General features: G+C 49.8%; 17 protein-coding genes. 9 read left to right on the top strand and 8 right to left on the bottom strand.

Translation table 11 applies throughout. The annotated features are described in order from the left end of the window. Positions 1-688 precede the first annotated feature (688 nt). Positions 689-1,609 (top strand): cation diffusion facilitator family transporter, encoded by a 921-nt coding sequence (locus tag H8L47_RS15580; RefSeq protein WP_186954505.1) that lies wholly within the window; start codon positions 689-691, stop codon positions 1,607-1,609. Between the two features lie 32 nt (positions 1,610-1,641). Here H8L47_RS15580 and H8L47_RS15575 read toward each other — a convergent pair whose 3' ends face one another. The 5 genes from H8L47_RS15575 to H8L47_RS15555 form a co-directional block, all read right to left on the bottom strand. Next, positions 1,642-4,380, bottom strand: coding sequence for a DUF1631 family protein (locus H8L47_RS15575; protein WP_186954504.1), 2,739 nt, complete (start codon positions 4,378-4,380; stop codon positions 1,642-1,644). 121 nt (positions 4,381-4,501) lie between these two features. Then, positions 4,502-7,132, bottom strand: coding sequence for a DNA topoisomerase III (locus H8L47_RS15570; protein ID WP_186954503.1), 2,631 nt, complete (start codon positions 7,130-7,132; stop codon positions 4,502-4,504). Between the two features lie 167 nt (positions 7,133-7,299). Next, a complete protein-coding gene (locus tag H8L47_RS15565; protein WP_186954502.1) occupies positions 7,300-7,764 on the bottom strand; it encodes a DUF494 family protein in 465 nt (154 codons plus the stop codon). 64 nt (positions 7,765-7,828) lie between these two features. After that, complete coding sequence (gene dprA / locus H8L47_RS15560) at positions 7,829-8,920, bottom strand: DNA-processing protein DprA (RefSeq protein ID WP_222616556.1); 1,092 nt, start codon at positions 8,918-8,920, stop codon at positions 7,829-7,831. A gap of 35 nt (positions 8,921-8,955) precedes the next feature. After that, entirely contained in the window at positions 8,956-10,053 is a 1,098-nt protein-coding gene (locus H8L47_RS15555; protein WP_186954500.1) for a LysM peptidoglycan-binding domain-containing protein, read from the bottom strand. Between the two features lie 161 nt (positions 10,054-10,214). On the opposite strand from H8L47_RS15555, the gene def reads away from it, so the two are divergent. The 4 genes from def (at position 10,215) to H8L47_RS15535 (ending at position 13,153) form a co-directional block, all read left to right on the top strand. Then, positions 10,215-10,739, top strand: coding sequence for a peptide deformylase (gene def, locus H8L47_RS15550; RefSeq protein ID WP_186954499.1), 525 nt, complete (start codon positions 10,215-10,217; stop codon positions 10,737-10,739). Continuing rightward, the gene (gene fmt / locus H8L47_RS15545; protein WP_186954498.1) at positions 10,739-11,695 is read left to right on the top strand and encodes a methionyl-tRNA formyltransferase; all 957 of its coding nucleotides are present in this window, start codon (positions 10,739-10,741) and stop codon (positions 11,693-11,695) included. Before def ends, fmt begins: the two co-directional genes overlap by 1 nt. 208 nt (positions 11,696-11,903) lie before the next feature. Beyond that, positions 11,904-12,581 carry a hypothetical protein gene (locus H8L47_RS15540; RefSeq protein WP_186954497.1) on the top strand — a complete coding sequence of 226 codons (678 nt, stop codon included), beginning with the start codon at positions 11,904-11,906 and terminating at the stop codon, positions 12,579-12,581. Beyond that, positions 12,581-13,153, top strand: coding sequence for a FlgO family outer membrane protein (locus H8L47_RS15535; RefSeq protein ID WP_186954496.1), 573 nt, complete (start codon positions 12,581-12,583; stop codon positions 13,151-13,153). The genes H8L47_RS15540 and H8L47_RS15535 overlap by 1 nt, the downstream gene beginning before the upstream one ends. A 77-nt stretch (positions 13,154-13,230) precedes the next feature. On the opposite strand, the gene nhaR is transcribed toward H8L47_RS15535, so the two are convergent. Further along, entirely contained in the window at positions 13,231-14,142 is a 912-nt protein-coding gene (gene nhaR / locus H8L47_RS15530; protein ID WP_186954495.1) for a transcriptional activator NhaR, read from the bottom strand. Positions 14,143-14,314: 172 nt separating this feature from the next. Between nhaR and H8L47_RS15525 the strand changes: the two genes are divergently transcribed. Then, positions 14,315-14,998 (top strand): Bax inhibitor-1/YccA family protein, encoded by a 684-nt coding sequence (locus tag H8L47_RS15525; protein ID WP_186954494.1) that lies wholly within the window; start codon positions 14,315-14,317, stop codon positions 14,996-14,998. Between the two features lie 3 nt (positions 14,999-15,001). Next, positions 15,002-15,958, top strand: a complete 957-nt coding sequence (locus tag H8L47_RS15520) for a TerC family protein (protein ID WP_230413758.1) — start codon at positions 15,002-15,004, stop codon at positions 15,956-15,958. 69 nt (positions 15,959-16,027) lie between these two features. On the opposite strand, the gene H8L47_RS15515 is transcribed toward H8L47_RS15520, so the two are convergent. Next, on the bottom strand, positions 16,028-18,361 hold the full coding sequence (locus H8L47_RS15515; RefSeq protein WP_186954493.1) for a DUF4214 domain-containing protein: 2,334 nt from the start codon (positions 18,359-18,361) through the stop codon (positions 16,028-16,030). 432 nt (positions 18,362-18,793) lie between these two features. On the opposite strand from H8L47_RS15515, the gene H8L47_RS15510 reads away from it, so the two are divergent. Further along, positions 18,794-20,659: an ATP-binding response regulator gene (locus tag H8L47_RS15510; RefSeq protein WP_186954492.1), complete on the top strand. Its 1,866-nt coding sequence runs from the start codon at positions 18,794-18,796 to the stop codon at positions 20,657-20,659. 15 nt (positions 20,660-20,674) lie between these two features. Here H8L47_RS15510 and H8L47_RS15505 read toward each other — a convergent pair whose 3' ends face one another. Then, the gene (locus H8L47_RS15505; RefSeq protein ID WP_186954491.1) at positions 20,675-21,310 is read right to left on the bottom strand and encodes a response regulator; all 636 of its coding nucleotides are present in this window, start codon (positions 21,308-21,310) and stop codon (positions 20,675-20,677) included. 402 nt (positions 21,311-21,712) lie between these two features. Here H8L47_RS15505 and metH point away from each other — a divergent pair, with 402 nt between their 5' ends. After that, positions 21,713-25,462 carry a methionine synthase gene (gene metH, locus H8L47_RS15500; RefSeq protein ID WP_186954490.1) on the top strand — a complete coding sequence of 1,250 codons (3,750 nt, stop codon included), beginning with the start codon at positions 21,713-21,715 and terminating at the stop codon, positions 25,460-25,462. Positions 25,463-25,549 lie beyond the last annotated feature (87 nt).

The following is a 25,549-nucleotide window of genomic DNA, read 5'->3' as shown; positions in this document are numbered from 1 at the left end:
TTATACTTCTTGTGAACACTTGCTATATTATTTAAGCATTTCCAAGCAACCTAAGTTGCTTGGTGCGCTTCACCAAGTGCCCACATTTATTGACTGTTAATTGTTAAAGAACCGTATTCTTTTCTACTCAACCGAACTACTTATTCATCCAGTTTTGCGTCGCAGCGTTGTGTGCATTAGCAGCAGAGAAACGAGATTATGAAGCACTTCTTTATCGCTGTCAACACTTGCAACTCACTTCGTTTTGTTTCGCTCTTTCAAGCTGGCAAAACCGTTGTTGGGTGCCCACAGCTGCTAATTTATTCCGCAATCTTTTCGATCGCTCATTTCACTAGCTTTGCTTCTTTTGCTTCTCTTCTCGCCCGCTTCTCAGCGGGAGGCGAACTATAGCAAACTACTGCCCTTCTTCGCAAGCGTTTATCGGTAATTATTTACTTCGTTTGTAGAAAGGCAAAACCACTGAGTGCGCTGCGCGCACCGAGTGGTTTTCTTGCTCCTATATAGAGAGGGGCGGACGCAACCAGGACTGGGACTTAACTTTGCTATTGCTCAATTCAGCGTGCAAGCTGATAAGCCTGTCTCGATAGTGGTAATCCCGCAGCAGCAAAGCCAGCAATTGAACGTATCCATTTGATTATTTGCAGAGAAATCAAGTAAGGTTAAGTTTTTCTCATTTCTATTTATTCTCATGTCTGCGAATTCAGAAGGTTCTACCAAGGCGATTTTTTATGCGCTAGGTGCCAACGGCGGTATTGCCGTGGCCAAATTTACCGCGGCCATTTTCACCTCTTCCGGTGCCATGCTGGCAGAGGCTATTCATTCCACCGCCGATTGCATTAATCAAATCTTTTTGCTGGTCGGCATCAAAGAGGCCAAGCGACCACCCGATGCCTCTCACCCTATGGGTTATGGACGGGTGGTATATTTCTGGGCCATGATGGTGGCTTTGCTGCTGTTCTTTCTGGGTGGCGCTTTTTCTGTCATGGAGGGTGTGGAGCGCCTGAAACATGCCGAGCCTTTAAAGAATCCTATGGTAGCCCTGACGGTACTTGGCGTTTCTGTGATTCTCGAGGCGTTTTCTCTGTATGGGGCAATGGTGGAAATACGTAAGATTTCTGAGGGCAAGAATTTCTTCCAGTGGTTTCGCGAAACCCGCCAATCCGAATTGATGGTGGTAGCAGGTGAAGATATCGCCGCCCTGGCTGGTCTGGGTGTCGCTTTTATTGCCGTGGTCTTATCTGTAGTAACCGGCAACCCTGTCTGGGATGCAGTAGGCTCCATCATCGTTGGCTGTTTGCTGATGGTTATCGCCTTCTTTATCGTTCGGGAAGTCAAGGCCATGATTACTGGAGAATCTGCAGCGCCAGAGGTCAACGAAGCAATACGCGCACATATCACCAACCATCCACACGTCGATCACGTCATCAACTTGATTGCCTTGCAATGGGGCGATCAGTTAATGCTTGCAGTGCAAGCAAAAATGCATCCACAGGCGTCTGACAAAGCGCTGATTGCCGCCATTAATGAAGTGGAAGCTGGTATACAAAGCAAATGGCCGCAGGTGAAATGGTGCTTTTTTGAACCAGATGTCGGTAACACGAGTGACTAAACCAAGCTGATTAATCTGCCGTGTGCGGGTTTCTACACCCGCACATTGTCAACTTCATCAGCAGACTTCAACAGGATATGGATGGCACGCTCAAACAGAGGTTCTTCTTCTACAAAGCGCAGCTTGCCAAAGTCCAGCAACTCACAAAACACGCGCATGCTGAGGACAGCAGGGTATTCTTCCCCTCTCAGACTTAGCACGACATGATTCAAATACGGATCTACCCAGCGCAGGCAGGCCTTGGCTTTGACTGAGTCTGTCTTGATATCAATCAACGTGCCACTGACTATGCGTTCAAGATACGCTGGATTGAGCGACGATTCTGCAGCACCTGTGACGGTAAGCGCATCATCCGTAGTAGCCGGTGGTTTGCGGACTTCCTTGTCCAGCATTCTGGTCCGCAAACCCAATTCTGCCAAAACTGCGAGCTGATAATATTCCCTGGCGAATTCATAAAGATGAATTTCGGAGTGCTCTACCGTATCGGCCTGATTGGTAAACTGCTCAAACCGTTCATGCATGGCTGGCAAACTCAGACCCTGCGGTTTTTTGCTATCTGCGGATGGACGCAAGGCTTTTGAATGCGCCTCGGCCAGCCAGTTTAATAACTTCTGTTGCCTGGCCTTTTCCCACTCCATTAAATCAAGACCATGGCGCAAGGTGCCTACCATGCTGGGCAACATGGATGACAGCAAGCTTCTTTCTTCATTTTCCGTTTTTGGGAAAACACTCCATAACAGATCAGGCACCAGCAGCCGATAGCGCCTGGCGAGTATGGCGTCTGTCCTTTCAGCCACTTCTATCGCTTTGACCCACTCTGTCTTGAGAAAGCTACGGAAACCAGGATCGACATGCACCTTGGGCATGGCCTTGCTGATGGCAACGGCAATACAGGCAAAACGCATGAAACGGATTTCCGCTTCATCCATGGCTTTGACGGTGCGGCGTATATGCACGTCATTGGTACGCAATTCGCGGGCTACAAAGGTTTCAAACCTGTTTTGTATGCGTGAAAACAGTTCTGGCACTTCGCTATCATGCCGCATAAGGGTCTTGATAATACGGGCTATCTCTTCAGCGACATGGTTTTCAACATCACCTATTTGCTCGGCACTATAGGCAATCGAGCAAATCCGGTTCAGCAAGAGGCGGGCAGGATGTTTGCCGTCACTGAGCAAATTCTTTTCTTTCAAGGCCAATTGCAATATCAAAAATTGCAAACGCCCCAGGTCTATCCGCATTTTGATGGGCACCATCTCATCACACAGCATGACTTCAAACAGCATGGCGACCAGGTCTATGCACATTTGTTCGTCAGTATCTTTGGCCAGACTGTGCAAGGCATCCTTATGTTCGCGTATCAGGTTACGGATTTCACCTTGCCCATCTTTCATCGCCACACTGTCCGGCACCATGACCTTGTGCATTTGCCCCAGCACTTTGCCTAGCCCCATGCTGAGTTCAGGTGGCAGTTGTGCTTCAGCCCTTTGTTTCAAATGGCTTTCTATATTCTGTAAATGCGAAGCCACCAAGGCTGCAGGTACCTGTATCAAATCGGCACTGGCTGTGCCTACCGAACTTGGCAAGCCAGCATGGGCAAATTGACCGGAATTGCCCTGGTTACCCCCATTACTTGCACCTGCGGGTGCACTTTCCCTGGCAGTGAAAGGAATACTGCCCTCTGCATGCTTATCTCTTTGTCCATTGGAGGTAGCAACTGTTTCACCAAAGGCTTGCCTTAAGATGCCCCCCAGCGCGTTGGCATCCTTCAGCCAGCCTGGGCCGGCATTGACTACTTGCGTATCAAGCGATGGCATCCCTGCATAAGATGTGGATGCTGGCGCAGTCTGCATGCTGCCTGCACTTTGTGCCAAAATGGGCGTGGCTGGCGGCAAACTCAGAGGCTTGCCGCGCACAGTCTGAAATAATTGTTCCAGACGAACTCCGGGGCTAACCATGGAGGCCTGTTGTGCCGCCGGGAATGCGCCTTGCATCTGTGCATGCCCCTGGCCTGCTGCTTGCGCCCCTGGGAAAACGCCAGCCTGCATGGTGGAATAACCCTGTCCACCAGCTCCACCGCCTTGCGCAGGGGTGTTTGAGTTGCGGCTGGTCTGTGATTCCGGTGACTTACTGATCTTCAGCGAAAGATGGGCGCTAATACCCTGCTTTTCCAATGCGGCATTGGCCGCCTCATAGACAGTAGCCATACTGCCGGCGATGCTTTCACCCAGTTGTTCGATGATGATGGCTTCAGATTCTTTCGGCAACCTTTGCTCTTCTACTGCCAGGAAAATACAGCGTGCCAATAGATAAGGGCGAAAAGGATTTTCCCGCTCGCGTATATCATCCTGCCCGAACAGGACGGCTATGCGTATATTCAAATCCAGCAGGCCTTGACCTGCCTTGTCGCGGAAATTCTGCGTCATTTCATTGAAGCGCAGGGTGGTCTCGAAAGTGGAGGAATCCAGCAAGGCCAGCTCAGTTGCCTGACCCAGGGCAGAAGCAGGCCTGAACGTGCTATAGGCGGTGGTGATGCTGCGGTCCAGCAAATGGACCAGATGCACGGGAATGGCACGGGAAATGGCGTCCCATTTTTCTGGCAAGAGAGAGCGCGCACTGACAATGCGACCTTTTTCAGCCGAAGATGTGCCGTTGTAATTCGCCTTGGTCAGCAATGCTTCCAAAGCTTCAGGCAGAATGCCGGGTACTGCATGATTAAATGCATGAGTAAATTCAGCGCGAGCACTGGATAAGGACTCGTTTGCGACCATGTGTACCCTATATCAAAAAATCACCCTTTAACAATACGCGAAAAAGTCTTACTTTGCAGGGAAAGTGGTGTTATCCCTTCCCGCCGCATCTATTCTTTGAAGATTTGTGGCAAAAAAACTATCAGGCTGCCTTCTTTTTCCTGACTACGGGCTTTTTGGCAGGTGCTGCTTTAGCGGCAGTTGTTGCCTTGGCCTTGGTGCTTGCTACAGCGACCGTGGCTTCTGCATCTGGATCAGCTTTGGCTTTGGATTTGCCTGCGGCCGGGGCTTTGGCCTTGCGTTCTTCAAATTCAAAACTGACCTTGCCATCCTTGCCGCGTACCAGGAAAGCCTTGAATGGGCGGCGGGTGCGTTGCGAAATAAAGCCAGGCAACAAGTCTGTCTTGCCGTCATTCAACAATTTGCCCATTTGCTCAGGCAGAATTTCTTGTTGCAGGATGATGCGGCCGCTACGGAAATCACAAGCCTTGGGTTTGGCCATGGTTTTCTCGCACACATAGGCCAGGCCCATCTCATACACGCCGTTACCGCATTTTGGACAAGGTCCCAGTGAAGTTTGTTCAGAAAAATCGACAGGCTCGCCATCTTCACCTTCATCCTGATTCTGGCCAAAGTCAAATTCCAGCTTCAGGTTATTATGATCAGCGTCAGCGACGATCTTCAGGATGGCTGCAAACGGGCGTCCCATCTTGGAACGGAAGCCTTGTAACGGCCCGATTTCACGCTTGGTCAGCAATTCTTCTACTTCAGCCACTTCAAACTGACGGCTGCCTGGCGTCTTGCTCATGGAAAATTCGCACTTGGTACAGGCGAAACGGCGGTAATTCTCTTTGACCACACCGCCACAATGCGGGCAAGGTGTATGCAAGGTCGCATAATCACCAGGGATGGTGTCGTTATCGTATTCTTTGGCACGCTTGACGATGATCTGGGTCATCTGGGCAATTTCGCGCATGAATTCTTCACGGCTGATCTTGCCTTTTTCCATTTGCGATAATTTATATTCCCACTCGCCAGTCAGTTCTGGTGAGGTCAATTCGTCTACCCCAAGACCGCGCAACAAGGTCATCAACTGGAAGGCTTTAGCGGTCGGCATCATTTCACGGCCTTCTCGCAGCAGATATTTCTCGTTCAGCAAACCCTCGATGATGGCAGCACGGGTAGCTGGTGTGCCCAGGCCCTTGCCTGCCATGGCTTCACGCAGGTCACCGTCATCGACCAGTTTACCGGCACCTTCCATGGCGGACAACAGCGTCGCCTCGCTATAACGGGCAGGTGGTTTGGTGACCAATGCATTCGCAGCAATCTGATCGGTCAAGACTTTTTCGCCTTTGGCAACGGCAACCAGAGTGCCCTTGCTTTCGCCGTCTACCTTTTCTTCCAGTGCGTCCTTGCCATAGATTGCCAGCCAGCCAGCGCTGGTCATGACTTTGCCTTCAGTCTTGAACTGATGGCCGGATACTTCAGTGATGCGGGTAGTCACCTGGAATTCTGCTGACGGGAAGAACACCGCCAGGAAGCGGCGCGTGACCAGGTCATACAGCTTTTGTTCAGGTTCGGACAAATTTTTCGGTGCCAGGCCAGTCGGGATGATCGCAAAGTGATCACTGATTTTGGTATTGTCGAAAATACGCTTGTTTGGTTTGAGCCAATTGTTTTTCAGGATTTGCGAAGCAAACTGATGGTAATTATTGGTTTCTGCTATCGAGCCCAGGGTTTCTTTTATCGTTGGCAGATAATCTTCCGGCAAATGACGGGAATCAGTACGCGGATACGTCAATACCTTATGCTTTTCATACAAAGCCTGCGCCAGACCCAGGGTATTTTTGGCAGAAAAACCAAAACGTGCATTCGCTTCGCGCTGCAAACTGGTCAAGTCAAACAGAGGTGGCGCGATTTGCGTAGCGGGTTTGGATTCTTCAGTAACATTGCCCTGGCGATTACGGCAAGCGGCTACGACAGATTCTGCAGCCGCCTTGCTCCACAGACGCTCAGCCCTTTTCTCAGGGTCGTGTTCGTCTTTCTTGAACTGGTGATCTTGCCAGCGGCCTTCATAGATACCGGCCGCGCAGACAAATTCTGCCTTCACTTCCCAATAATCACGGGAAACGAATTTTTTGATCTTTTCTTCGCGCTCCACCACAATGGACAAGGTTGGCGTCTGCACACGACCCACTGTCGTCAGGTAAAAGCCGCCCTCCTTGGAATTGAAGGCTGTCATCGCGCGGGTGCCATTGATACCGATCAACCAGTCTGCCTCTGAGCGGCAACGGGCCGCATCAGCCAAAGGCATCATTTCAGCATCACTGCGCAATTTCTGGAAACCATCGCGTATCGCGCCGGTAGTCATGGATTGCAGCCACAGGCGGCTGACCGGCTGCTTGGCTTTGGCATGCTGGGCGATCAGACGGAAAATCAACTCACCTTCGCGACCCGCGTCACATGCGTTAATCAGGCCGGTGACATCCTTGCGCTTGATCAGCTTGTTTAAGACCTTCAGGCGCGACTCAGTCTTGGCAATCGGGTTCAGGGCAAAATGCGGCGGGATCATCGGCAAATGAGTGAAACTCCATTTGCCGCGTTTGACATCGTATTCTTCAGGGACGGTAATTTCCAGCAAATGGCCGACAGCTGAAGACAGTACATAATTATCTGATTCAAAATAATCATCATGCTTGGTGAAGCCACCCAGAGCTTTCGCTATGTCATTAGCGACAGAGGGTTTTTCGGCAATGATGAGCGTTTTTGTCATTTCGGGATTCTCGAATAATGTAAAGCGTGATTGCCAATGTCTAATAGGCAACATTTCGCAAAATAAGCGTAAGACTAACCTAAATTTGCGGGGAATGATAAGCGTGATAGACGAAAAACCGCAATCTATGCGCGATTTTCGTCATAAAAATTCCATTTAGGAAATGATTAATGCAAAAGCCTGGTCACGTTGTCGTCATCTGACAACAATAATTCGTCAAACATGAGCATGTCAGGCTCTGCCCCCTGGCTCCATAGCATCATCAAGACAATAATGCGCAGTTTATCCAGAGGCAGGGGTGACTCATTGACAACCAAGGCTCTTTCAATCACGATTTCTCGCTGATTAGCATTCAATAAGCCAGCAGATTCCAGATATTGGATAAAGCCAAGGGCTGGAGTACCGAGTGCCGCAATTTCCTGTTCTGCATAAATCCTGAACCCCTGGGAAATTGGTGCGGCTACGACCGGCTCAGCTGTATTGATCGCCAGGCCTGTCAGCCAATCAAGTGCCTCGCTAATTTCATCCTCGGGAAAACCAACCGCGGACAATTTTTTGGTCAAGGCTACCGTGTCAGGACAGGCGTCCGGACGGTAATAAGTTTCGTAGAGGTAAACAAGAATATCAAACATGCTGCTACTGTAGCCTTTGCAGCGATTTCAAACAAGCCCCTTTAGGATTTGCCGTTGATGACAATCAGGCAAGCCGCCGATAATACCCGCCAGGCAAGGCTTCCAGTTGCCCACCCAATTCCAGCGTTAGTAACTCTGCAGTCAGGCTGGAAATATCTATTCCTGTCCGGCTTGCCAGCATATCCATATGGACAGGATCAAAGTCGATTTCTTTCAAAAGGATGGAAACAAACGGCTCGGTCTTGCCGGTTTGAAATGCAGGCTGAGGCAAAGTCTGCGCAAAATGCGTCTGCAACTGTAGCTCTTCCAAAATATCTTGCGCCGACTCTACCAGCTTGGCACCCTGACGTATCAATTGATGGCAACCTTTGGACAAGGGAGAATGGATAGAGCCGGGAATGGCAAAGACTTCCCTGCCCTGCTCGGCCGCCATGCGGGCGGTGATCAGAGAACCGGATTGCGCTGCCGCTTCCACCACCAGTACACCCTTCGCTAAACCGGAAATGATACGGTTGCGACGCGGGAAATTTGGTGCCAGTGCGGGCGTTCCCAGTGAATACTCACTCACTATGCAACCCCCTTCAGCAATCAAGTGGGCCAAATTGCGATTGCGTGCCGGATAAACAATGTCCGCCCCAGTACCTATCACGGCGATGGTGGAGCCCGGTCCACGCAAAGCGCCCTGATGGGCAGCGGTATCAATACCCGCTGCCTGGCCTGAGCTGATGCAAAGGCCAGCAAAACTCAGTGCTTCAGAGAATTGTTCTGCATTGCGTATGCCTTGTACCGTGGCATTCCTGCTGCCAACGACTGCCACGGTGGCGGCGTCGAGCAAACTGGGCCTGCCCTTGATATACAGCATCAGGGGCGGATCTGGAATTTCCAGCAAGGACCGCGGATAGGCAGCGTCGGCCAAAGTCAGTACGACATTACCTGGCTGCTCTTGCCAGGACAGGGTCTTATCTATTTGTTGCTGGAAGTTAGCTGGCATGGCCAGCAAGGCGTTGGCCAGCCTGGGTGTAACAACTTCACACAAGGCAGCGTGGCTGGCAGCAAAAATCTGTTCCGGCAAGCCGAATACTGAAAGTAAGCGGCGTGCCGTCTCATTGCCCACGCCTGGCGTTTGTTCCAGCCTCAGCCAGGCGCTCAAATCCAAAGGCGATTCCACGAGCTAGCGGTCACCAAACAAACTTATCTTGGCGATCTGGCTGCGTCACCTACTTTGACAATATCTTTGACCTGCATGATCAGGCCATAAGAAATATTGTTGAAGGTACGGAAAATAAACAAATCACCAATCGCTTCATCTGGCAATTTGATGGACTTGTTGGCATCCGTCTTATCCTGTATCACCCTGCCGTAGTTATACAGCGTCAATACCGTGCCAAGGTTCAAACCATCGTTCTTGCCGCGATTGATACTGATGATCTGGTTTTGGCCAGCCGAAGCAACGCCACCATAAATCGCCACAACGCGGGCATCCACTTCTTCAGCAGGTGGATGGGGGACATAATTCAGGATAGGAGACGGTGGAATAGGCATCAAACGGTCGCCGACCGCCATTTCTTCTTTGGACTTGACGACATTGAAGGTATGGACGTCACTGTCATCATTACCTTCGCGTGACAGCTTGACTGTACCCAGGTACACCGCCTCATAGGCAATCACGGCCTTGGTTTCGGGATCACGCAAAGGCACGCCCGGACGGAAGACCTGGAAGGAAGTACCACCTTCAAGCTCACCCCTTACATAGGCTTGCTCATTCACACCCAGATTTACCCGGCCTTCCTTGGTGGCAATAATGCGCGGCGCTGTGGCCAGGTCATCGTCTTCCAAAATCAAGGGCTGGGACAAAAAAGGTTCTATCATGGAAGCAGGGATAGCAGGAATGGCATTCGAGCCCAAGCCCTGTACACGCGAATGTGGCGTCAGTTTGACAGTCGGTACACCACCCGGATTTCCAAGACGCAAACGGCCATTGACGCGGTCAAAATAGACGATCTGACCAGGATAAATCCAATGCGGATTCTTGATATCTTCCTGATTCATGCCCCAGACCACAGGCCAGCACCAAGGATTTTTCAAGAACATGCTGGAAATCCCCCAAAGCGTATCGCCTTTGACAACAACGTGCTTGTCTGGGGCTTCTGGCAAGAAGTCGCACTTGGTTTTACTAGCAACGGCTTGCGCCTGTGCCGTGGTTGCCTGCCCACCAGCAGCAAGTGCCCCGGTAGAAATCAGGGGAAGACTGACAGCGAGAATGGAGACGATTGTGCTAAACTTTTTCATGAATATTATCCGATGCAAAATACTGCAATACCGCAAGTGAAGGCGCGCAGGCAGGCGCAATCTTGCAAAACTTGCCAAATTGAATCAAATTCTGCCCATAAATCCTTGAACTAGCAAGAAAAACTGCGCAATAAGCATCAAAGCTTGTTGTGAAAAGTCTTATGACGATACTAAATATCCTGCGCTACCCCGATGCGCGCCTCCATAAAGTGGCAAAACCGGTAACACAATTTGATGCACGCCTGAAAACCCTGGTGGCCGATATGGCAGCAACCATGTACGATGCCCCCGGTGTTGGTCTGGCAGCATCTCAGGTTGATGTCCATGAACAACTGGTGGTGATAGATGTCTCTGAAACCAATGACCAGTTGCAAGTTTTCATCAACCCGGAAATTGTCTGGGCCAGTGAAGAACGCAAAGTTTATGACGAAGGCTGCTTGTCCGTGCCAGGCATTTATGATGGCGTCGAACGTCCTGCCGAAGTCAAGGTACGCGCCCTGGATGCCGACGGCAAGCCTTTCGAACTGCATGCAACCGACTTGCTGGCAGTCTGCATACAACATGAAATGGACCACCTCAAGGGCAAGGTATTTGTCGAATACCTGTCACCCATGAAGCGTAACCGCATCAAAACCAAGATGTTGAAAGAAGAACGTGAAGAGCAGCGCAGACGGGCTGAACGCTAATGCGCGTCATCTTTGCCGGCACCCCGGAATTCGCCGCTACCGCTCTGCAAGCCATCCATGCGGCAGGTTTTGAAGTACCTTTGGTACTGACGCAGCCAGATCGCCCGGCTGGCCGTGGCATGCAACTGCACGCCTCTGCAGTCAAACAATTTGCCCTGCAGCACGGCATTCCTGTCGCCCAGCCAATATCGCTGCGTCTGGATGGCAAATATCCTGACATTGCCAGAGAAGCACATGACTTGCTTAACAGTACGCCACACGATGTCATGGTAGTGGCTGCCTATGGCCTGATTCTGCCACTCTCAGTATTAAATATACCGCGATTGGGTTGTTTAAACATACATGGTTCGCTCTTACCCCGCTGGCGTGGCGCGGCCCCGATTCATCGAGCAATAGAGGCAGGTGATACAGAGACCGGCATCACCATCATGCAAATGGAAGAAGGCCTGGATACCGGCCCCATGCTGCTCAAGCAAAGTATTGCCATTGCAGATACAGATACGACGGGCATCCTGCATGACAAACTTGCGGCCATGGGCGGCGCGATGATTGTTGCTGCCTTGCAACAGTTGCGGGATGGAGGCATCCCGGCAACCGTACAACCTGAGGCTGGCGTCAACTACGCGTCCAAGATCAGTAAGGAAGAAGCTGGCCTGGATTTCAACTTGCCTGCCGAGGTATTAGCAAGAAAGATACGTGCTTTTAATCCCTTTCCAGGCGCTCATGCTCAATACGTGGATACCACCATTAAGATCTGGGGTGCGAAACCGCTTGAAACAACTGGTAACCATAAACCTGGTCAAATACTATCGGCGAATCAGGAGCAAGGTGTTATTGTTGCCTGTGGTCGAGGCTCGCTCAGCTTGACTGAATTGCAAAAACCCGGTGGCAAGCGACTTTCAGTAACTGATTTCCTACAAGGATTTGCTTTACAAGAAGGACATTTTTTCAGTTAACAGGGAAAACTGAAGCAAAAAAACTACAACTTTTAGTTGTAATGCTGCCTCATCCCGCTTTATCTGTGGAAATAATCCAATTAATGCCTGACTGCAAGCAAAATCTTTGTTGCCTGACGCTACTTGTTGTATTCTCTTACACTGAATTATTGCCATTTTCGTTTTCGATAACAAAAACTCTGACTAAGACCTAAAAAAAGGTGAGCTCATGAAGAAATTTCTTCCCATTGCCCTGGCAGCCGCGCTGTTGGCAGGTTGTGCAACTCCATACAGTGAAACGCCCTTAGCAGGCAATTTTCCGACGACGACGCAAAATAAATTGCAAGCGGCGTCGCACTGGCTCGTCATCGCAAAAGATGTAGCAGAGCAAATCAAACTCGGAACCGACAAGATAGGCGCACCGGTGTACGTCATGCCACCAGAGAAAGACAGTCAGTTCACACAGGCTTTCTATACTCAGATCATTACTTCCCTGGTCAATCAGGGCGTAGTCGTCAGGAAAATCAACGATGGTACGGCACAGGTTGTGAATATTGAGACACAACTGGTGCGTTTCTCCCCTGACCGTCACCAAAACAAACGCTTCACCAGCGTGACTGCGATTGGTGCTGGCATTGCTGCAGTACACGGCCTGGGTATCCCGGTCAAAACAGATGCCGTCCTGGGTGCATTTGCCCTTACAGGCGCTTATGACTACACCAACTGGGTCAATCAGGAATACGCAAAAGGCAGTACTCCTCAATACGAGTTAATCGTGACGACATCTTTGGTGAAAAATTCACAATATGTTGCCCGTCGTACTGATGCTTACTACGTCATGGATTATGACTGGACACTTTACAATAAAGACACTGACTTCAACTTCCGTGTTGTTGGAGGCCAATAATGATGAAAAGTGCCGCTCTCGTTATCGCTTCAGCGATCGCACTCAGTGCTTGTGCCAATCTGGGTCTGGGTAACACCCCGCCTCCAGCTGCTGCATCTCCTGCGCCAACCTGGAAAGATGCTGAAGCCAATGAATTTATCCCGGCAAATCAACGCGCTGCAAACGTTTTGATCACCAATGCTGCCTCGAGAATTGATCCTTCCCGTCCATTGATTATTGCCACGCTGGCCAATATCAATTTCCTCGAAGAATCTTCAGCATTTGGCCGTATTGTTGCCGAGCATGTTTCCGGTGAGTTCACCCGCCAACAGTACAAAATGGTGGAAATGAAATTCCGCGACAAAGTTTTCATGAAGCAAAATGTCGGCGAATTGCTGCTGACACGTGAAATCAGGGATGTGGCCCAGAACCATAGTGCCCAGGCTGTCATCGTCGGTACTTATGCCGAAAGTGACAAACTGGTCTATGTCAATCTGAAGCTGGTCAAGCCTAGTGACAACACTGTCATCAGCTCGGTAGACTATGCTGTACCTATGGACAAAAATACCAAGGCCTTGCTGGGCCGTCGTTAATCCAGTCAGGTAATTCAAAAAAAGCGACAGCTTTTGCTGTCGCTTTTTTTATGTCTGCATTGAGTCGAGACAATCGCTCAATCCTCATCCATGGCAAACAAGTCGCTACGCGCAGCCCGGCTGATGGCCAGCACCGCAGGATGAGTCAGCTTGCGCTGTACCGAAATGGCAAAAAACTGCTCCCTGATTTCTTCGGTTTGCCCAAGTAGCTGCACATCGTACTGCCGCATGACCATATCGGCGACCACGGTAGGCGCTGCAAAAATCCCTGCACCGGCCTGTCCAAAGGCACTCATGAGTGCGCTATCATCGAATTCGCCTGCAATACGGGGATGCAATCCATGATCATCAAACCAATGCAACAAACGTGCGCGCTGGGCGGCGTCCTCCCCCGGCAACAGAAATGGCGCTGCGTCCAGATTCTGCGGGAAGGTTTGGGGGTATTGCTCCATTAGAGCGCGGGTAGCGAAAAAACTGATGCCGCATTCTCCCAGTTGATGGCTATAGCCGCGCACATTGGCACCCGTCGGCATGGGGCTATCAGACATCACAACATCAAGTTTATGAGTGGCCAGGTCAGCCAGCAAAATTTCCAGCTTGCCCTCACGGCAATTGATACGCAAGGTTTGTGGCAATTTCAGGGCAGGTTCCAACAAACGATAAGCCAGGGTCTTAGGCAAGGCATCCGAGACACCTACTCTTAATTGTACTGTGCGTGCTGTCGGCCTATGGTGCAAGACTTCTTCCAGCTCTTGTCCCAGGGCAAAAATATCTTCGGCATAGCTAAATACCAGACGACCCGCCTCAGTTAATTCCAGGTTGCGTCCACTCTTGCGAAACAAAGCCTCACCTTGTACGTCTTCAAACAGGCTCAACTGTCCGCTGATGGTTTGCGGCGTCAGATGCAATTGCTCACTTGCGCGGACAATGCTACCAGTCTTGGCCACCATCCAGAAGTAATGCAAATGCTTGTAATTCAGGCTAGGCATGAAAGTAATTTTTTGATAATAAATCGATTAATGCATCGAAAAATACGATGCTAAATTCAATTATATTCGACTTTTTTTGTTTATCTGCAAGGTCTACACTTGCTTCACCTTCTGTTGAGAAGGTGAAGCCATTGAGCAAAAAAGCATGGTTTCAACATTTCAGGAGAAAAGCATGAAAATCTTGAGTCGTTCTGCACATGACGCACAAACTGTTGCCTATGTAGATGGCAATACCAGCGCAAGCCATAAGGTCTTGCGCAATACTTATATGTTGTTGTCCATGACTTTGCTGTTTTCAGCAATGACAGCCGGTGCAACTATCGCCTTCAATATTCCAGGTCCTGGCATCTTGCTGACTCTGGTCGGCTACTTTGGCCTGCTGTTTGCCACCACCAAACTGCGTAACAGTGGCTGGGGTATTGCTGCCGTATTTGCCCTGACTGGTTTCATGGGTTATACCCTGGGCCCCATCCTGACGCGTTACCTGGGCATGCCAGGCGGCACTGGCATCGTGATGACGGCCATGGCAATGACAGGCGTGATTTTCATGGGTTTGTCGGCGTATGTACTAATCAGCAAACGTGACTTCAGTTTCATGGGTGGCTTCTTGATGGTGGGTATGCTGGTTGCCTTTGTCGCCAGCCTGGGTGCGATTTTCTTCCAGATCCCTGCCCTGTCACTGACGATTTCTGCTGTCATGGTCTTGTTGATGTCGGGCATGATTTTGTTTGAAACCAGCAATATCATCCGTGGCGGCGAAACCAATTACATCATGGCAACTGTCAGCCTGTACGTCACCATCTTTAACCTGTTCACCAGCCTCTTGCATTTGCTGGGCTTTATTGAGAAAGAATAAACCATGATCCATTCCGTCGCACAGCCCTGGATGTGGGCAGTATTTATAGGCTTTGTTTTACTCATGTTGGCTGTAGACGTGTTCGCCCTTGGCGGTTCACGCTCCCACAAAGTTAGTGTCAAGGAAGCGGCGGCATGGTCATTGGTGTGGGTCAGCCTGGCATTATTGTTCGACCTTGGCATGTGGGTGTATCTGAGCGAAACCGTAGGCCGCGAAATAGCGACCGCCAAGGCCATGGAATTTCTGGCAGGTTACGTGATAGAAAAATCCCTGTCGGTCGACAATGTGTTTGTCTTCCTACTGATATTTGGTCACTTTGCAGTGCCGCCACAATATCAGCGCAAGGTTTTGCTGTATGGCGTGCTGGGTGCCATCATCATGCGTGTCATTATGATATTGGCAGGTAGCTGGGTAGTGACGCAATTCTCATGGGTACTGTATCTGTTTGGTATTTTCTTGCTGATTACAGGTATGCGCATGCTGGTAGCAGCAGAGCAGGAACCAGACCTGGAAGCCAATCCAGTCCTGCGCATGGCAAAGAAGCTGCTGCCATTTACCAAGGATTTTCATGAAGAAAAATTCAGCATCATGGAAAACGGCAAACGCGTTTTCACGCCCTTGTTCTTGGTACTGATACTGATAGAAATATCCGATGTAATTTTTGCAGTGGACTCGATACCAGCGATTTTTGCAGTGACGACAGACCCCTTCATTGTCTTCACTTCAAATATCTTCGCGATCATGGGCTTGCGCGCACTGTATTTCTTGCTGGCAGATATGGCAGACCGCTTCCACTTGCTGAAATTTGGCCTGGCTTTTGTCCTGATGTTCGTCGGTATCAAGATGCTCATCGTGAAATGGATGCATGTGCCCACCAGTGTTTCATTGATGGTCATCGCTGTGCTGCTGGGCAGCTCCATCATCGCTAGCTTGTTTGTGAGCCGTAAAAAAGATTCATAAATAAGCTAAACCCAAATTTGTACGATTCCCCTTGGCACATCACAGTAAGACCGTGATGTGCTTTTTTTATCAGACCGACACAAGCTCAGTGAGTTGTTGTAAGTGTGGCTGTCCTACGATTCCCACGAATACAGATTCTGGAGCAATCAACATCAATTGATGTTGATTTATGATTTCGGACTGACTTGTAGCAGATGCGGATGTGAAATTGCTGGTCAAGTAGGGGTTAATCAGGCTTTCTATGCCCGCGCCATTCTGATCCACCATCAAGACAGAAACAATACCACCCGACTTCACAATTGCCTGCAATTGCACAGAATCGGTTGCTCCGAGATCAAAATCTACCGTTGTATCGCTATAAGAAATATGATCATCGATGGCAACAATCTGTCCATTAATTTTCAAGTAAGCACTTTTACCACCGTATTCGATTCCGTTTATGGTGGCCTTCACTAACAGATTAGTGTTACTGCTGTTGACTGTGTTTGCTACTGTAGTACCGCCAACCGGTATCAGACTAATACCTGTCGCAGGTGAACCATCCTTTTCCTTATAGTGGTATCCAATCTGGAAATCATCCAAACGACTAGTCAAGGTTTGTCCAGAGGCAGTAGTTATTGCCAGGCTTAAATTCTTTTTAAAATGAAAATCGTCATAAATTCTGCTTGCAAGTGTGGTGTCGAAGACAAAATCCAGAATTTTGTCGTTCATACCGATATAAGCTACTTTGGCAAGTGCAACCCCATTCTCCAAAATAGTGGCTGAGCCACCAGCATATTGGCCCGCAATAATAGAATACTGAATTTCTGCTATTCCACTAGCAGATCCTGTGGCGGTCTTAAAATACGAGTAAATATAAAGACCTTTACTTGGCCCAATCGGTGGGACTGCTGTCGAATTGATGACGGTGTGGCTTCCGAACTGATTGCTACCTAAAATTGGATTGTCAACACTCGATATGAAGCTGCCATTTCTGTCCATCATATCGACTGACACTACACCACCAGCATTAATCAGGGATTGAATTTGTGCGTTATTTGCAAACAGGACATTAAAATCAACTGTGCGGTCTATAGATAAAATATCATTATCAATGGCGACGACTTGACCATTAATTTTCAGATACGCCTTGCATAAGGGATACTCAAGTCCATTTATATCTGCTTTGACATACAAAAAGTCATTTGCGCCTGTGGAAGAAATAATAATATTCGTGGCAGGCGTACCGATTTTACTGTTGAGAACAGTTTTTATTTTGTAGTCGTTTAACTTGCTAATCGTAGTGTTGCCAGCCTGGTCTGTCAGCATCAGACTCAAGTTGGCATTCGTATTGAAATCAGCATAAACCTGTCTGTAAAGACCAGGATCAATGATGAAGTCCAGGGTACTCGCCGTCGAGCTAATGTTACTTATTTTGGCAATGACAGTATTGTTTTCCAAAATGGCGGCAGTGCCTCCAGTCATTGTTCCCTGCAGTATGGAATAGTGAATTTCTCCCATTCCTAAACCTAATCCAGACGGCGGTTGATTGATCCAGTAGGTTGTATAAGTACCTGTACCTGGCAATACAGGCGCCGTAGTATCCAGGATGACAGGCGTCTGAGCGCCAACTTTCCCTGAATTGCCGAATATGTCGGTTACCTTTAAACCCAGCGTTTTTGCACCGTCAGCACCCCAGTAAAGACCCCCCGGTATATGTAAGACCGCTTTTTTGGTAATGACCTCCGACTCAGTCAATACATGGGTAAGCGGAGTCCCGAAAGAGCTGTTGCCGTTCATCAGTTCTAACTTATACCCCACCGAAGTCTGCACACCTTTCAAATCAACCAATACATCCATGCCTGCGAGTCGCTCGGCATTGCTGATACCATTTGTAGCCTCTGCTATCTTGAGTGGCTGACTGGGGACCAGCGTAGGTGGCAAGGCTGTTGCCGTCACACCAGACAAAATGCCGCGCATGACTTCAAAGGCATAGGCATAACTGTACGAGGCCGCTTTTTCCTGGGTATTCAGGCTGGTCGTAAAATCTGTCGCAAACTTGAGTTTGTTCTGTATCGTCACGCCATCAACGCTCTGTGGCACTGCTCCATTCAGAATGGCTAGCGCTGCCGTCCCCATATTCACGGCTTTTGTATCAATCTGGGTCGCCCAGTATTTCAAGCCATCGGCATCAGGTGCGCGGCCAAACAAATTCTGGTACAAAGTAGTCACAACTTCGGCGGTGGACTTCCCACCATAGGTTGTGACATATTCCACCTGTTCACTGAATGATTGCGCCAGGCCCGAGAGAGATATCTTGTTGGCATCAAGCTGCCCTTCCCAATAGGTCAAACCAGCCACATCAGCTGGACGGTTGAAATAAGCGATATACAGCTTTTGTATGGTGCTGGCGTTGATACCCATAAAAATCTTACCTTGTCAAAAAATTATAAATATTTGCACATATCAAAACCAAGTCTGCTTATTGTCAGACCATGACAACTCCGCTGCTGCCTGGGCAGATCCGGACAAATGTGAATTCAATATGGGAATTTGAAAAAGACTGAAATTCAGGAAAGAAGAAATCGGGCCACCTTACTCTGGCGCAGATTTTCCGTCATGCGTGTGCAAGTCAAATCCGGGAATGTATTAAAACAATGTCACTTACATATTGTAACAATATTTGGGGATCTTGTATCCTATACCTAGGTATGTGGCAGTAACAATTGACGCACTTCCCTGTTTTGCGGTCCAATGCATGAGCACACATTTCCTGATAGCGGTATCCAGTCATTCTGGCTTTAAGCTGCAAAATCCGACTTATCACCTACCCATATCGAGCAGACAGGCCCTTGCATGTTGGTTGCAAACAAGTTCACAAACAGCCTGCGTAAAGACATCTGGGAAATCCTTTTTCCTGATGAAGCTTATCTCCAGCGCAAGCGCGAAAACCATCGCATTATGCTGGCCATCGTGCATGCCGCCTGCGCCCTGTTTGGTTGCCTGATGTGGTTCTGGGATTATTTTATTGACCCCATAGGTGCGCAAAATACCTTGAGCCTGCGGCTCATGCACGTCGTATTGTTCTTGAACGTCATGAACGCACTCTTGCGTACCAGGCGCTGGCTCTCTCAATTGACGATGTTCATGACCGGCATGTTCATCGAATGGCTGTTCATGGAAATCTTGAACCGTCTGCATGGTGCCATGGCATATGGCATAGGCGGGTTCATGTTTTTCCTGTTGATGCCGCTGGTGCTGTTCCAGGGTATATCACTGGGTTTTGGCATCCTGTATGCACTATGCACTGCCTTCCTGCCGCATCTTTTTGCCTGGATGGGCTGGTTCCATGATTTCCCGCATGTGCAATATGCCATTCTGCTGTGGCCAGCCTGCTGCCTGTTCATCTTTACCAGTTGCGTGACAGAGTTAAACTACCTGCGTCGCTATCACTCTGAAAACCTGAACCGCAAGCGCAGCCAAGAGGTCTTGCAGCAAAAAGAACTGCTGGAACAGCAGCGTAGCGAGCTTGAAGAATCCAACCGGGCACTGACGCTGGCCTATCAGCGACAGGAGCATCAACAGAATGAGCTGACCCGCTTTTTGGCAGTAGCCAGCCATGATTTGCGCCAGCCCATGCATGCGCTGAATCTGTATCTGGGTGCCTTGTCGAATGTGGAATTGTCAGAACAGGCACGCAGCCTGCTGACGAATGTCAGGCATTGCACAGACATCATGGATGAGATGTTCTTATCCTTGCTGGACATCTCGCGCCTGGACGCACAAATCGTCGAGCCTGCCATCAAAAGTTTTCCTATTGCGGCGATTCTCTCCAAGATCATTATTGAATTTACACCACAAGCGCAAAACAAGCAGCTGGATTTTTATGTCGATGCCATCAACGTCTGGGTGAAGACCGATGCCACCCTGCTGGAACAAATGCTGCGCAATCTGACTGCCAACGCCATACGCTACACCCATGCTGGCGGGGTCAAAATCACTTGCCAGGCTGTGGATGACAAACTATGTATCAGCGTCACGGATACCGGGATAGGCATTTCTGCCTACCAGCAAAAAACCGTTTTTGAAGAATTTTTCCAGGTTGGCAACCAGCATAAAGACAATAGTAAAGGTCTGGGCCTGGGCCTGGCGATCGTTAAGCGTCTCAGCAAACTGTTGGATATTCCTGTCAGCCTGCAATCCAGACTGAACGAAGGTACAAGCTTTTCCATTCATGTCCCCATAGCAGAAATCCAGGGAAGCGAACCTCAGAAAGGAGCCCGCCAAGCGCCAGACAACAATGAGTTGCATGACAAACTGATCGTGGTGATCGATGATGAAACAAGTATTTTACTGGCGACCCAGGCCTTGCTTCTATCCTGGGATTGCCAGGTGCTGGCGAGCAGTTCTGGGCCGGAAGCCATTAACGCACTAATAGAGCTGGACAGAATGCCGGATGCTATGATCTGTGACTACCGCTTGTCTTCCAAAGAAAATGGTTGTGATGCAATACAGGCCATACGCGAGGAATTTAATTATGATATTCCTGCCTTGCTGGTGACGGGGGAAACGTCAGCAGAGCAAATCGGCATAACGCAAACCCGGGATTTTCAAATTTTGCACAAACCCATGCAGGCCGAGACTTTGAAAACAGCCTTGCTAGAATTATTACAAAACAACGCCATGCTGCCGGAACTGGTCTACCCGTCCGACTTCGAATGAAAACCACAGACCAGGTTATTGATCCGGAGAATACAGTCCCAGACGCCGCGCGGCCAATACCGCCTGAGTGCGGTTAACCACATTCAATACCCGGAAAATTGAGGTGACATGCATTTTGACGGTGATTTCTGCTAGCTCCAGACGCAAGCCTATTTCCTTGTTGGACAAACCCTGGCAAAGCAGGATCAGGGTTTCTTGTTGCCTGGGTGTCAGGGCCAGCAAGGGCTCTTCCTTGTTTGCCTGCTTGCCGCGCAATGTAATCCAGTTGGAATCCAGGGTTTCCTGCGCCAGGATTTTACGCACGATCTCGGCCATCACTTCTGTGGACACGGCCTTGGAAATAAAGGCCTTGGCACCCGCACGCAGGGCGGCGTCTACTTCGCGCCTGTCCTCTGATGCAGAAATAACCACGATCGCCACATCGGTAAAATTTTTGCGTAAGGAACTGATGGCTTCTACCCCATTCATGCCGGGCAATCCCAAATCCAGCAAAATCAGGCGCAAACCTCTATATTTTACTGCTTGCGCCAATGCCTCTTCGGTGGAAGTTACGGCAGCCACCATGGCATCCCCAAGCATGTGGCGCATGAATACCAGTAAGGCATCACGGTAAATCGGGTGATCCTCAATAATGAGTGCAGATATGTTCATCTGGTCTTGATAACGAAAAGGCAAAAATAGATGGCTTGCACAAGTACGGCCTTTAAATGATTGTATAGACAGGATATTGAAGCTGCTACTGCTTTCAGGCAAGCAAAAACTGCGAATTTATCCATGTTAAGCAGTTTAAGGCTAGCAAAGGTAGTTTTCAATTTGGGAAAATTTAATTCTACACGGGGCAGTCATGTCATTTTTGATATTTAAGTCATGACAAAAACCCGACAGCAGTTTGCCTGCAGCTACCCAAGCCCTTGATTTGACGTATAATTTATGCTTTCTTGCGCCGATTTGAGATTCAGATTGCGGGCGCGTAATAAGTGCTGCTAAAAGGACGTCACCCGATCCGCCTGCACACAAGCCGATCGGGTTTTTGCATTTATGTGAGTAAACATCATGACTACGACCCTGCCAGTATCTGCCCTTGAAACCCGTTTGCGCGAGATTTTGCAAAAGCGCATCCTGATACTCGATGGGGCCATGGGTACCATGATACAGCGCTATAAACTGACGGAAGAAGATTATCGCGGCGAGCGATTCAAAGACTTTACTGGCCCTGAAACAGTGCGTGAACTCTTCGTCAAGGGCAACAACGAATTGTTGTCTCTGACCCAGCCACATGTGATTGCCGAAATCCATGAGAAATACCTGGCCGCCGGTGCTGACCTCATAGAAACCAATACCTTTGGTGCGACGACCGTAGCGCAAGATGATTACCACATGGCGCATCTGGCCTATGAGATGAACGTTGCCTCGGCCAAAATCGCACGAGCGGCATGCGATAAATATTCAACACCAGACAAGCCACGCTATGTGGCAGGCGCCCTTGGCCCTACGCCAAAGACTGCATCAATTTCACCAGACGTCAATGACCCGGCAGCGCGTAATGTGACCTTTGATCAACTGGTGGCCGCCTATCTAGAGCAAACCCGTGGCCTGGTTGAAGGTGGTGCTGATGTGCTGCTGGTCGAAACCATATTTGATACGCTGAACTGCAAAGCCGCTTTGTTCGCGATTGACCAGTTTTTTGAAGAGACCGGTACCCGCCTGCCCATCATGATTTCTGGCACGGTGACCGATGCCTCGGGCCGTATCCTGTCGGGTCAGACCGTACCGGCATTCTGGAATTCAGTACGGCATGCCAAACCGCTGACCATAGGTCTGAATTGTGCCCTGGGTGCAGCCCTGATGCGTCCGTATGCAGAGGAGCTGTCGAAGATTGCCGACACCTTTGTCTGTATTTACCCGAATGCCGGTTTGCCCAACCCCATGAGCGACACCGGCTTTGATGAATTGCCCGCCGATACCTCAGCCCTGCTAAAAGAATTTGCCGAAGCTGGTTTCATCAATATCGCCGGTGGCTGTTGCGGCACCACGCCTGACCATATCAAGGCAATTGCCGACATACTGCAAACCCGCAAACCGCGTGAAATCCCAACTGTGCCGACAGCGATGAGACTGTCTGGCCTGGAGCCTTTCACGATTGACGAAAGCTCATTGTTCGTCAACGTCGGTGAACGTACCAACGTCACTGGCTCAAAAGCTTTCGCCCGCCTTATTCTGAATGAGCAATACGATGAAGCGCTGGCGGTTGCTCGCCAGCAGGTAGAAAACGGCGCGCAAGTCATCGACATCAACATGGATGAAGCGATGCTGGATTCACTGGCGGCGATGACACGCTTCCTGAACCTGATCGCATCCGAACCGGATATCGCCCGCGTGCCCATCATGATCGATTCGTCGAAATGGACGGTCATCGAAGCGGGCCTGAAATGCGTGCAGGGCAAGGCCATCGTCAATTCGATTTCCATGAAAGAAGGCGAAGCAGAATTCCTGCGGCAGGCTACGCTGTGCAAGCGTTATGGTGCCGCAGTCATCGTCATGGCCTTTGATGAAAAAGGTCAGGCCGATACCTATGCGCGCAAGATAGAAATTTGCGAACGCGCTTATCGCCTGCTGGTAGATAGTCTGGATTTTGATCCGCAAGACATCATTTTCGACCCGAATATTTTTGCGGTCGCCACCGGTATTGAAGAACACAATAATTACGCCGTTGACTTTATCGAAGCGACAGCCTGGATACATAAGAACCTGCCTGGTGCCAAGATCAGTGGTGGTGTCTCGAATGTGAGTTTCTCTTTCCGCGGCAACGACCCGGCACGTGAGGCGATCCACACGGTATTCCTGTACCACGCCATCAAGGCTGGCATGACCATGGGTATCGTGAATGCCGGTATGGTTGGCGTGTATAGCGAGCTTGATGCCGAATTGCGCGAGCGTGTTGAAGACGTGGTGCTGAACCGTCGTGAAGATGCGACTGAGCGCATGATAGAAATCGCTGCCACGCTAAAAGCCGGTGGCAAGAAAGAAGAAGCCACGCTGGAATGGCGCAATGAACCGGTAGAAAAACGTCTGTCACATGCGATGGTACATGGCATCACCAACTGGATTGTCGAAGATACCGAAGAAGCCCGTGCCGCCATCATGAACGCGGGTGGCCGCCCTATCCAGGTCATTGAAGGCCCGCTGATGGCGGGTATGAATATCGTCGGCGACTTGTTTGGTCAGGGCAAGATGTTTTTGCCGCAGGTAGTGAAATCTGCCCGTGTCATGAAGCAGGCGGTCGCGCATCTAATCCCCTATATTGAAGAAGAAAAGAAACGCAGTGGCGACAATAAGCCCAAGGGCAAGATCGTCATCGCCACCGTCAAGGGTGATGTGCATGACATCGGCAAGAACATCGTTACCGTGGTCTTGCAGTGTAATAATTTTGAAGTGGTCAACATGGGTGTGATGGTGCCCTGCTCTGAAATCCTGGCCAAGGCCAAGGCGGAGAATGCCGACATCATTGGTCTGTCCGGGCTGATCACGCCGTCCCTCGAAGAGATGGCTTACGTCGCCAAAGAAATGCAGCGTGACCCACATTTCCGCATGCTCAAGATCCCGCTGCTGATCGGTGGTGCCACCACCAGCCGCGCCCATACTGCAGTGAAGATTGCACCTAACTATGAAGGCCCGGTGGTGTATGTAGCCGATGCCTCTCGCTCTGTGTCGGTAGCTCAATCGTTGCTGACGCCGGAAAGCCGTGATCAGTACATCGCTGAACTCGGTAGTGATTATGACCGCATCCGTACCCAGCATGCGAATAAAAAAGCCACGCCCATGGTCACGCTGGCGCAAGCACGTGCGAATAAAATGAAAGTGGACTTCACTGGCAGCAATGCGCCGGTCAAACCCAAGTTCATCGGTCGCCGCCTGTTCAAGAATATTGATCTCGCGACCATCGCCAATTACATAGACTGGGGCCCGTTCTTCCAGACCTGGGATCTGGCAGGGCCTTTCCCGGCCATATTGACCGATGAAGTCGTCGGCGAAGCAGCGACCAAGGTATTTGCCGAAGGCCAGGCCATGCTGAAAAAGATCATAGAAGGCCGCTGGCTGACAGCCAATGGTGTGGTGTCCCTGCTGCCCGCCAATACCGTCAATGACGACGATATAGAAATCTATACTGACGACAGCCGAAGTCAGGTGGCTCTAACCTATTACGGCACGCGCCAGCAAACCGAGAAGCCCATCATTGATGGCGTGCAGAGGCCTAACCAGTGCCTGTCTGATTTCATCGCGCCGAAAGACAGTGGCATCAAAGACTATATAGGCATGTTCGCGGTGACCGCTGGCCTGGGTATAGAAAAGTATGAGAAGCGCTTTGAAGATGCCCATGATGACTACAGCAGCATCATGCTGAAGTCTTTGGCCGACCGCCTGGCCGAAGCCTTTGCCGAATACTTGCATGAACGCGTACGCAAAGACTTGTGGGGCTATGTCGCCGATGAAGCCCTCTCCAATGAAGAGCTGATCAAGGAAAACTATAAAGGCATACGCCCTGCACCTGGCTACCCGGCCTGCCCGGAACATACGGTCAAAACCGAGATGTTCAAGCAAATGCAGTGTGAAGAAATAGAGATGTACATTACTGAATCATGGGCCATGATACCGGGTGCGGCAGTCTCAGGCTTTTACTTTGCCCATCCTGAATCCAAGTATTTCAGCGTAGGTAAAATTGCCGATGATCAGGTCACTGATATGGCAGAACGCCGTAATGTGCCCAAGGATGAAGTAGAACGCTGGCTGGCACCGAATTTGTAAAACCTGCTGGTATCTGCAATAAAGCTGCGCATGTGAGGTATGGGCAGCTTTTTTTGGTTTAACGATGTTATTTATCGAGTCTGACTG

The sequence above is a fragment of the Undibacterium umbellatum genome, from assembly GCF_014284125.1.
Classification (GTDB): Bacteria; Pseudomonadota; Gammaproteobacteria; order Burkholderiales; family Burkholderiaceae_D; genus Undibacterium; species Undibacterium umbellatum.
Note: the sequence above shows the minus strand (reverse complement) of the source record. Positions and strands in the feature narration are given on the sequence as shown.

Excerpts from the sequence above, each read along its gene's own strand:
- def (WP_186954499.1), top strand. The coding sequence starts at position 10,215 with ATGACGATACTAAATATCCTGCGCTACCCCGATGCGCGCCTCCATAAA.
- fmt (WP_186954498.1), top strand. The coding sequence starts at position 10,739 with ATGCGCGTCATCTTTGCCGGCACCCCGGAATTCGCCGCTACCGCTCTG.
- H8L47_RS15505 (WP_186954491.1), bottom strand. The coding sequence starts at position 21,310 with ATGAACATATCTGCACTCATTATTGAGGATCACCCGATTTACCGTGAT.
- H8L47_RS15575 (WP_186954504.1), bottom strand. The coding sequence starts at position 4,380 with ATGGTCGCAAACGAGTCCTTATCCAGTGCTCGCGCTGAATTTACTCAT.
- H8L47_RS15535 (WP_186954496.1), top strand. The coding sequence starts at position 12,581 with ATGATGAAAAGTGCCGCTCTCGTTATCGCTTCAGCGATCGCACTCAGT.
- H8L47_RS15525 (WP_186954494.1), top strand. The coding sequence starts at position 14,315 with ATGAAAATCTTGAGTCGTTCTGCACATGACGCACAAACTGTTGCCTAT.
- metH (WP_186954490.1), top strand. The coding sequence starts at position 21,713 with ATGACTACGACCCTGCCAGTATCTGCCCTTGAAACCCGTTTGCGCGAG.
- H8L47_RS15570 (WP_186954503.1), bottom strand. The coding sequence starts at position 7,132 with ATGACAAAAACGCTCATCATTGCCGAAAAACCCTCTGTCGCTAATGAC.
- H8L47_RS15565 (WP_186954502.1), bottom strand. The coding sequence starts at position 7,764 with ATGTTTGATATTCTTGTTTACCTCTACGAAACTTATTACCGTCCGGAC.
- H8L47_RS15540 (WP_186954497.1), top strand. The coding sequence starts at position 11,904 with ATGAAGAAATTTCTTCCCATTGCCCTGGCAGCCGCGCTGTTGGCAGGT.
- H8L47_RS15515 (WP_186954493.1), bottom strand. The coding sequence starts at position 18,361 with ATGGGTATCAACGCCAGCACCATACAAAAGCTGTATATCGCTTATTTC.
- H8L47_RS15520 (WP_230413758.1), top strand. The coding sequence starts at position 15,002 with ATGATCCATTCCGTCGCACAGCCCTGGATGTGGGCAGTATTTATAGGC.
- H8L47_RS15555 (WP_186954500.1), bottom strand. The coding sequence starts at position 10,053 with ATGAAAAAGTTTAGCACAATCGTCTCCATTCTCGCTGTCAGTCTTCCC.
- H8L47_RS15510 (WP_186954492.1), top strand. The coding sequence starts at position 18,794 with ATGTTGGTTGCAAACAAGTTCACAAACAGCCTGCGTAAAGACATCTGG.
- H8L47_RS15580 (WP_186954505.1), top strand. The coding sequence starts at position 689 with ATGTCTGCGAATTCAGAAGGTTCTACCAAGGCGATTTTTTATGCGCTA.
- nhaR (WP_186954495.1), bottom strand. The coding sequence starts at position 14,142 with ATGCCTAGCCTGAATTACAAGCATTTGCATTACTTCTGGATGGTGGCC.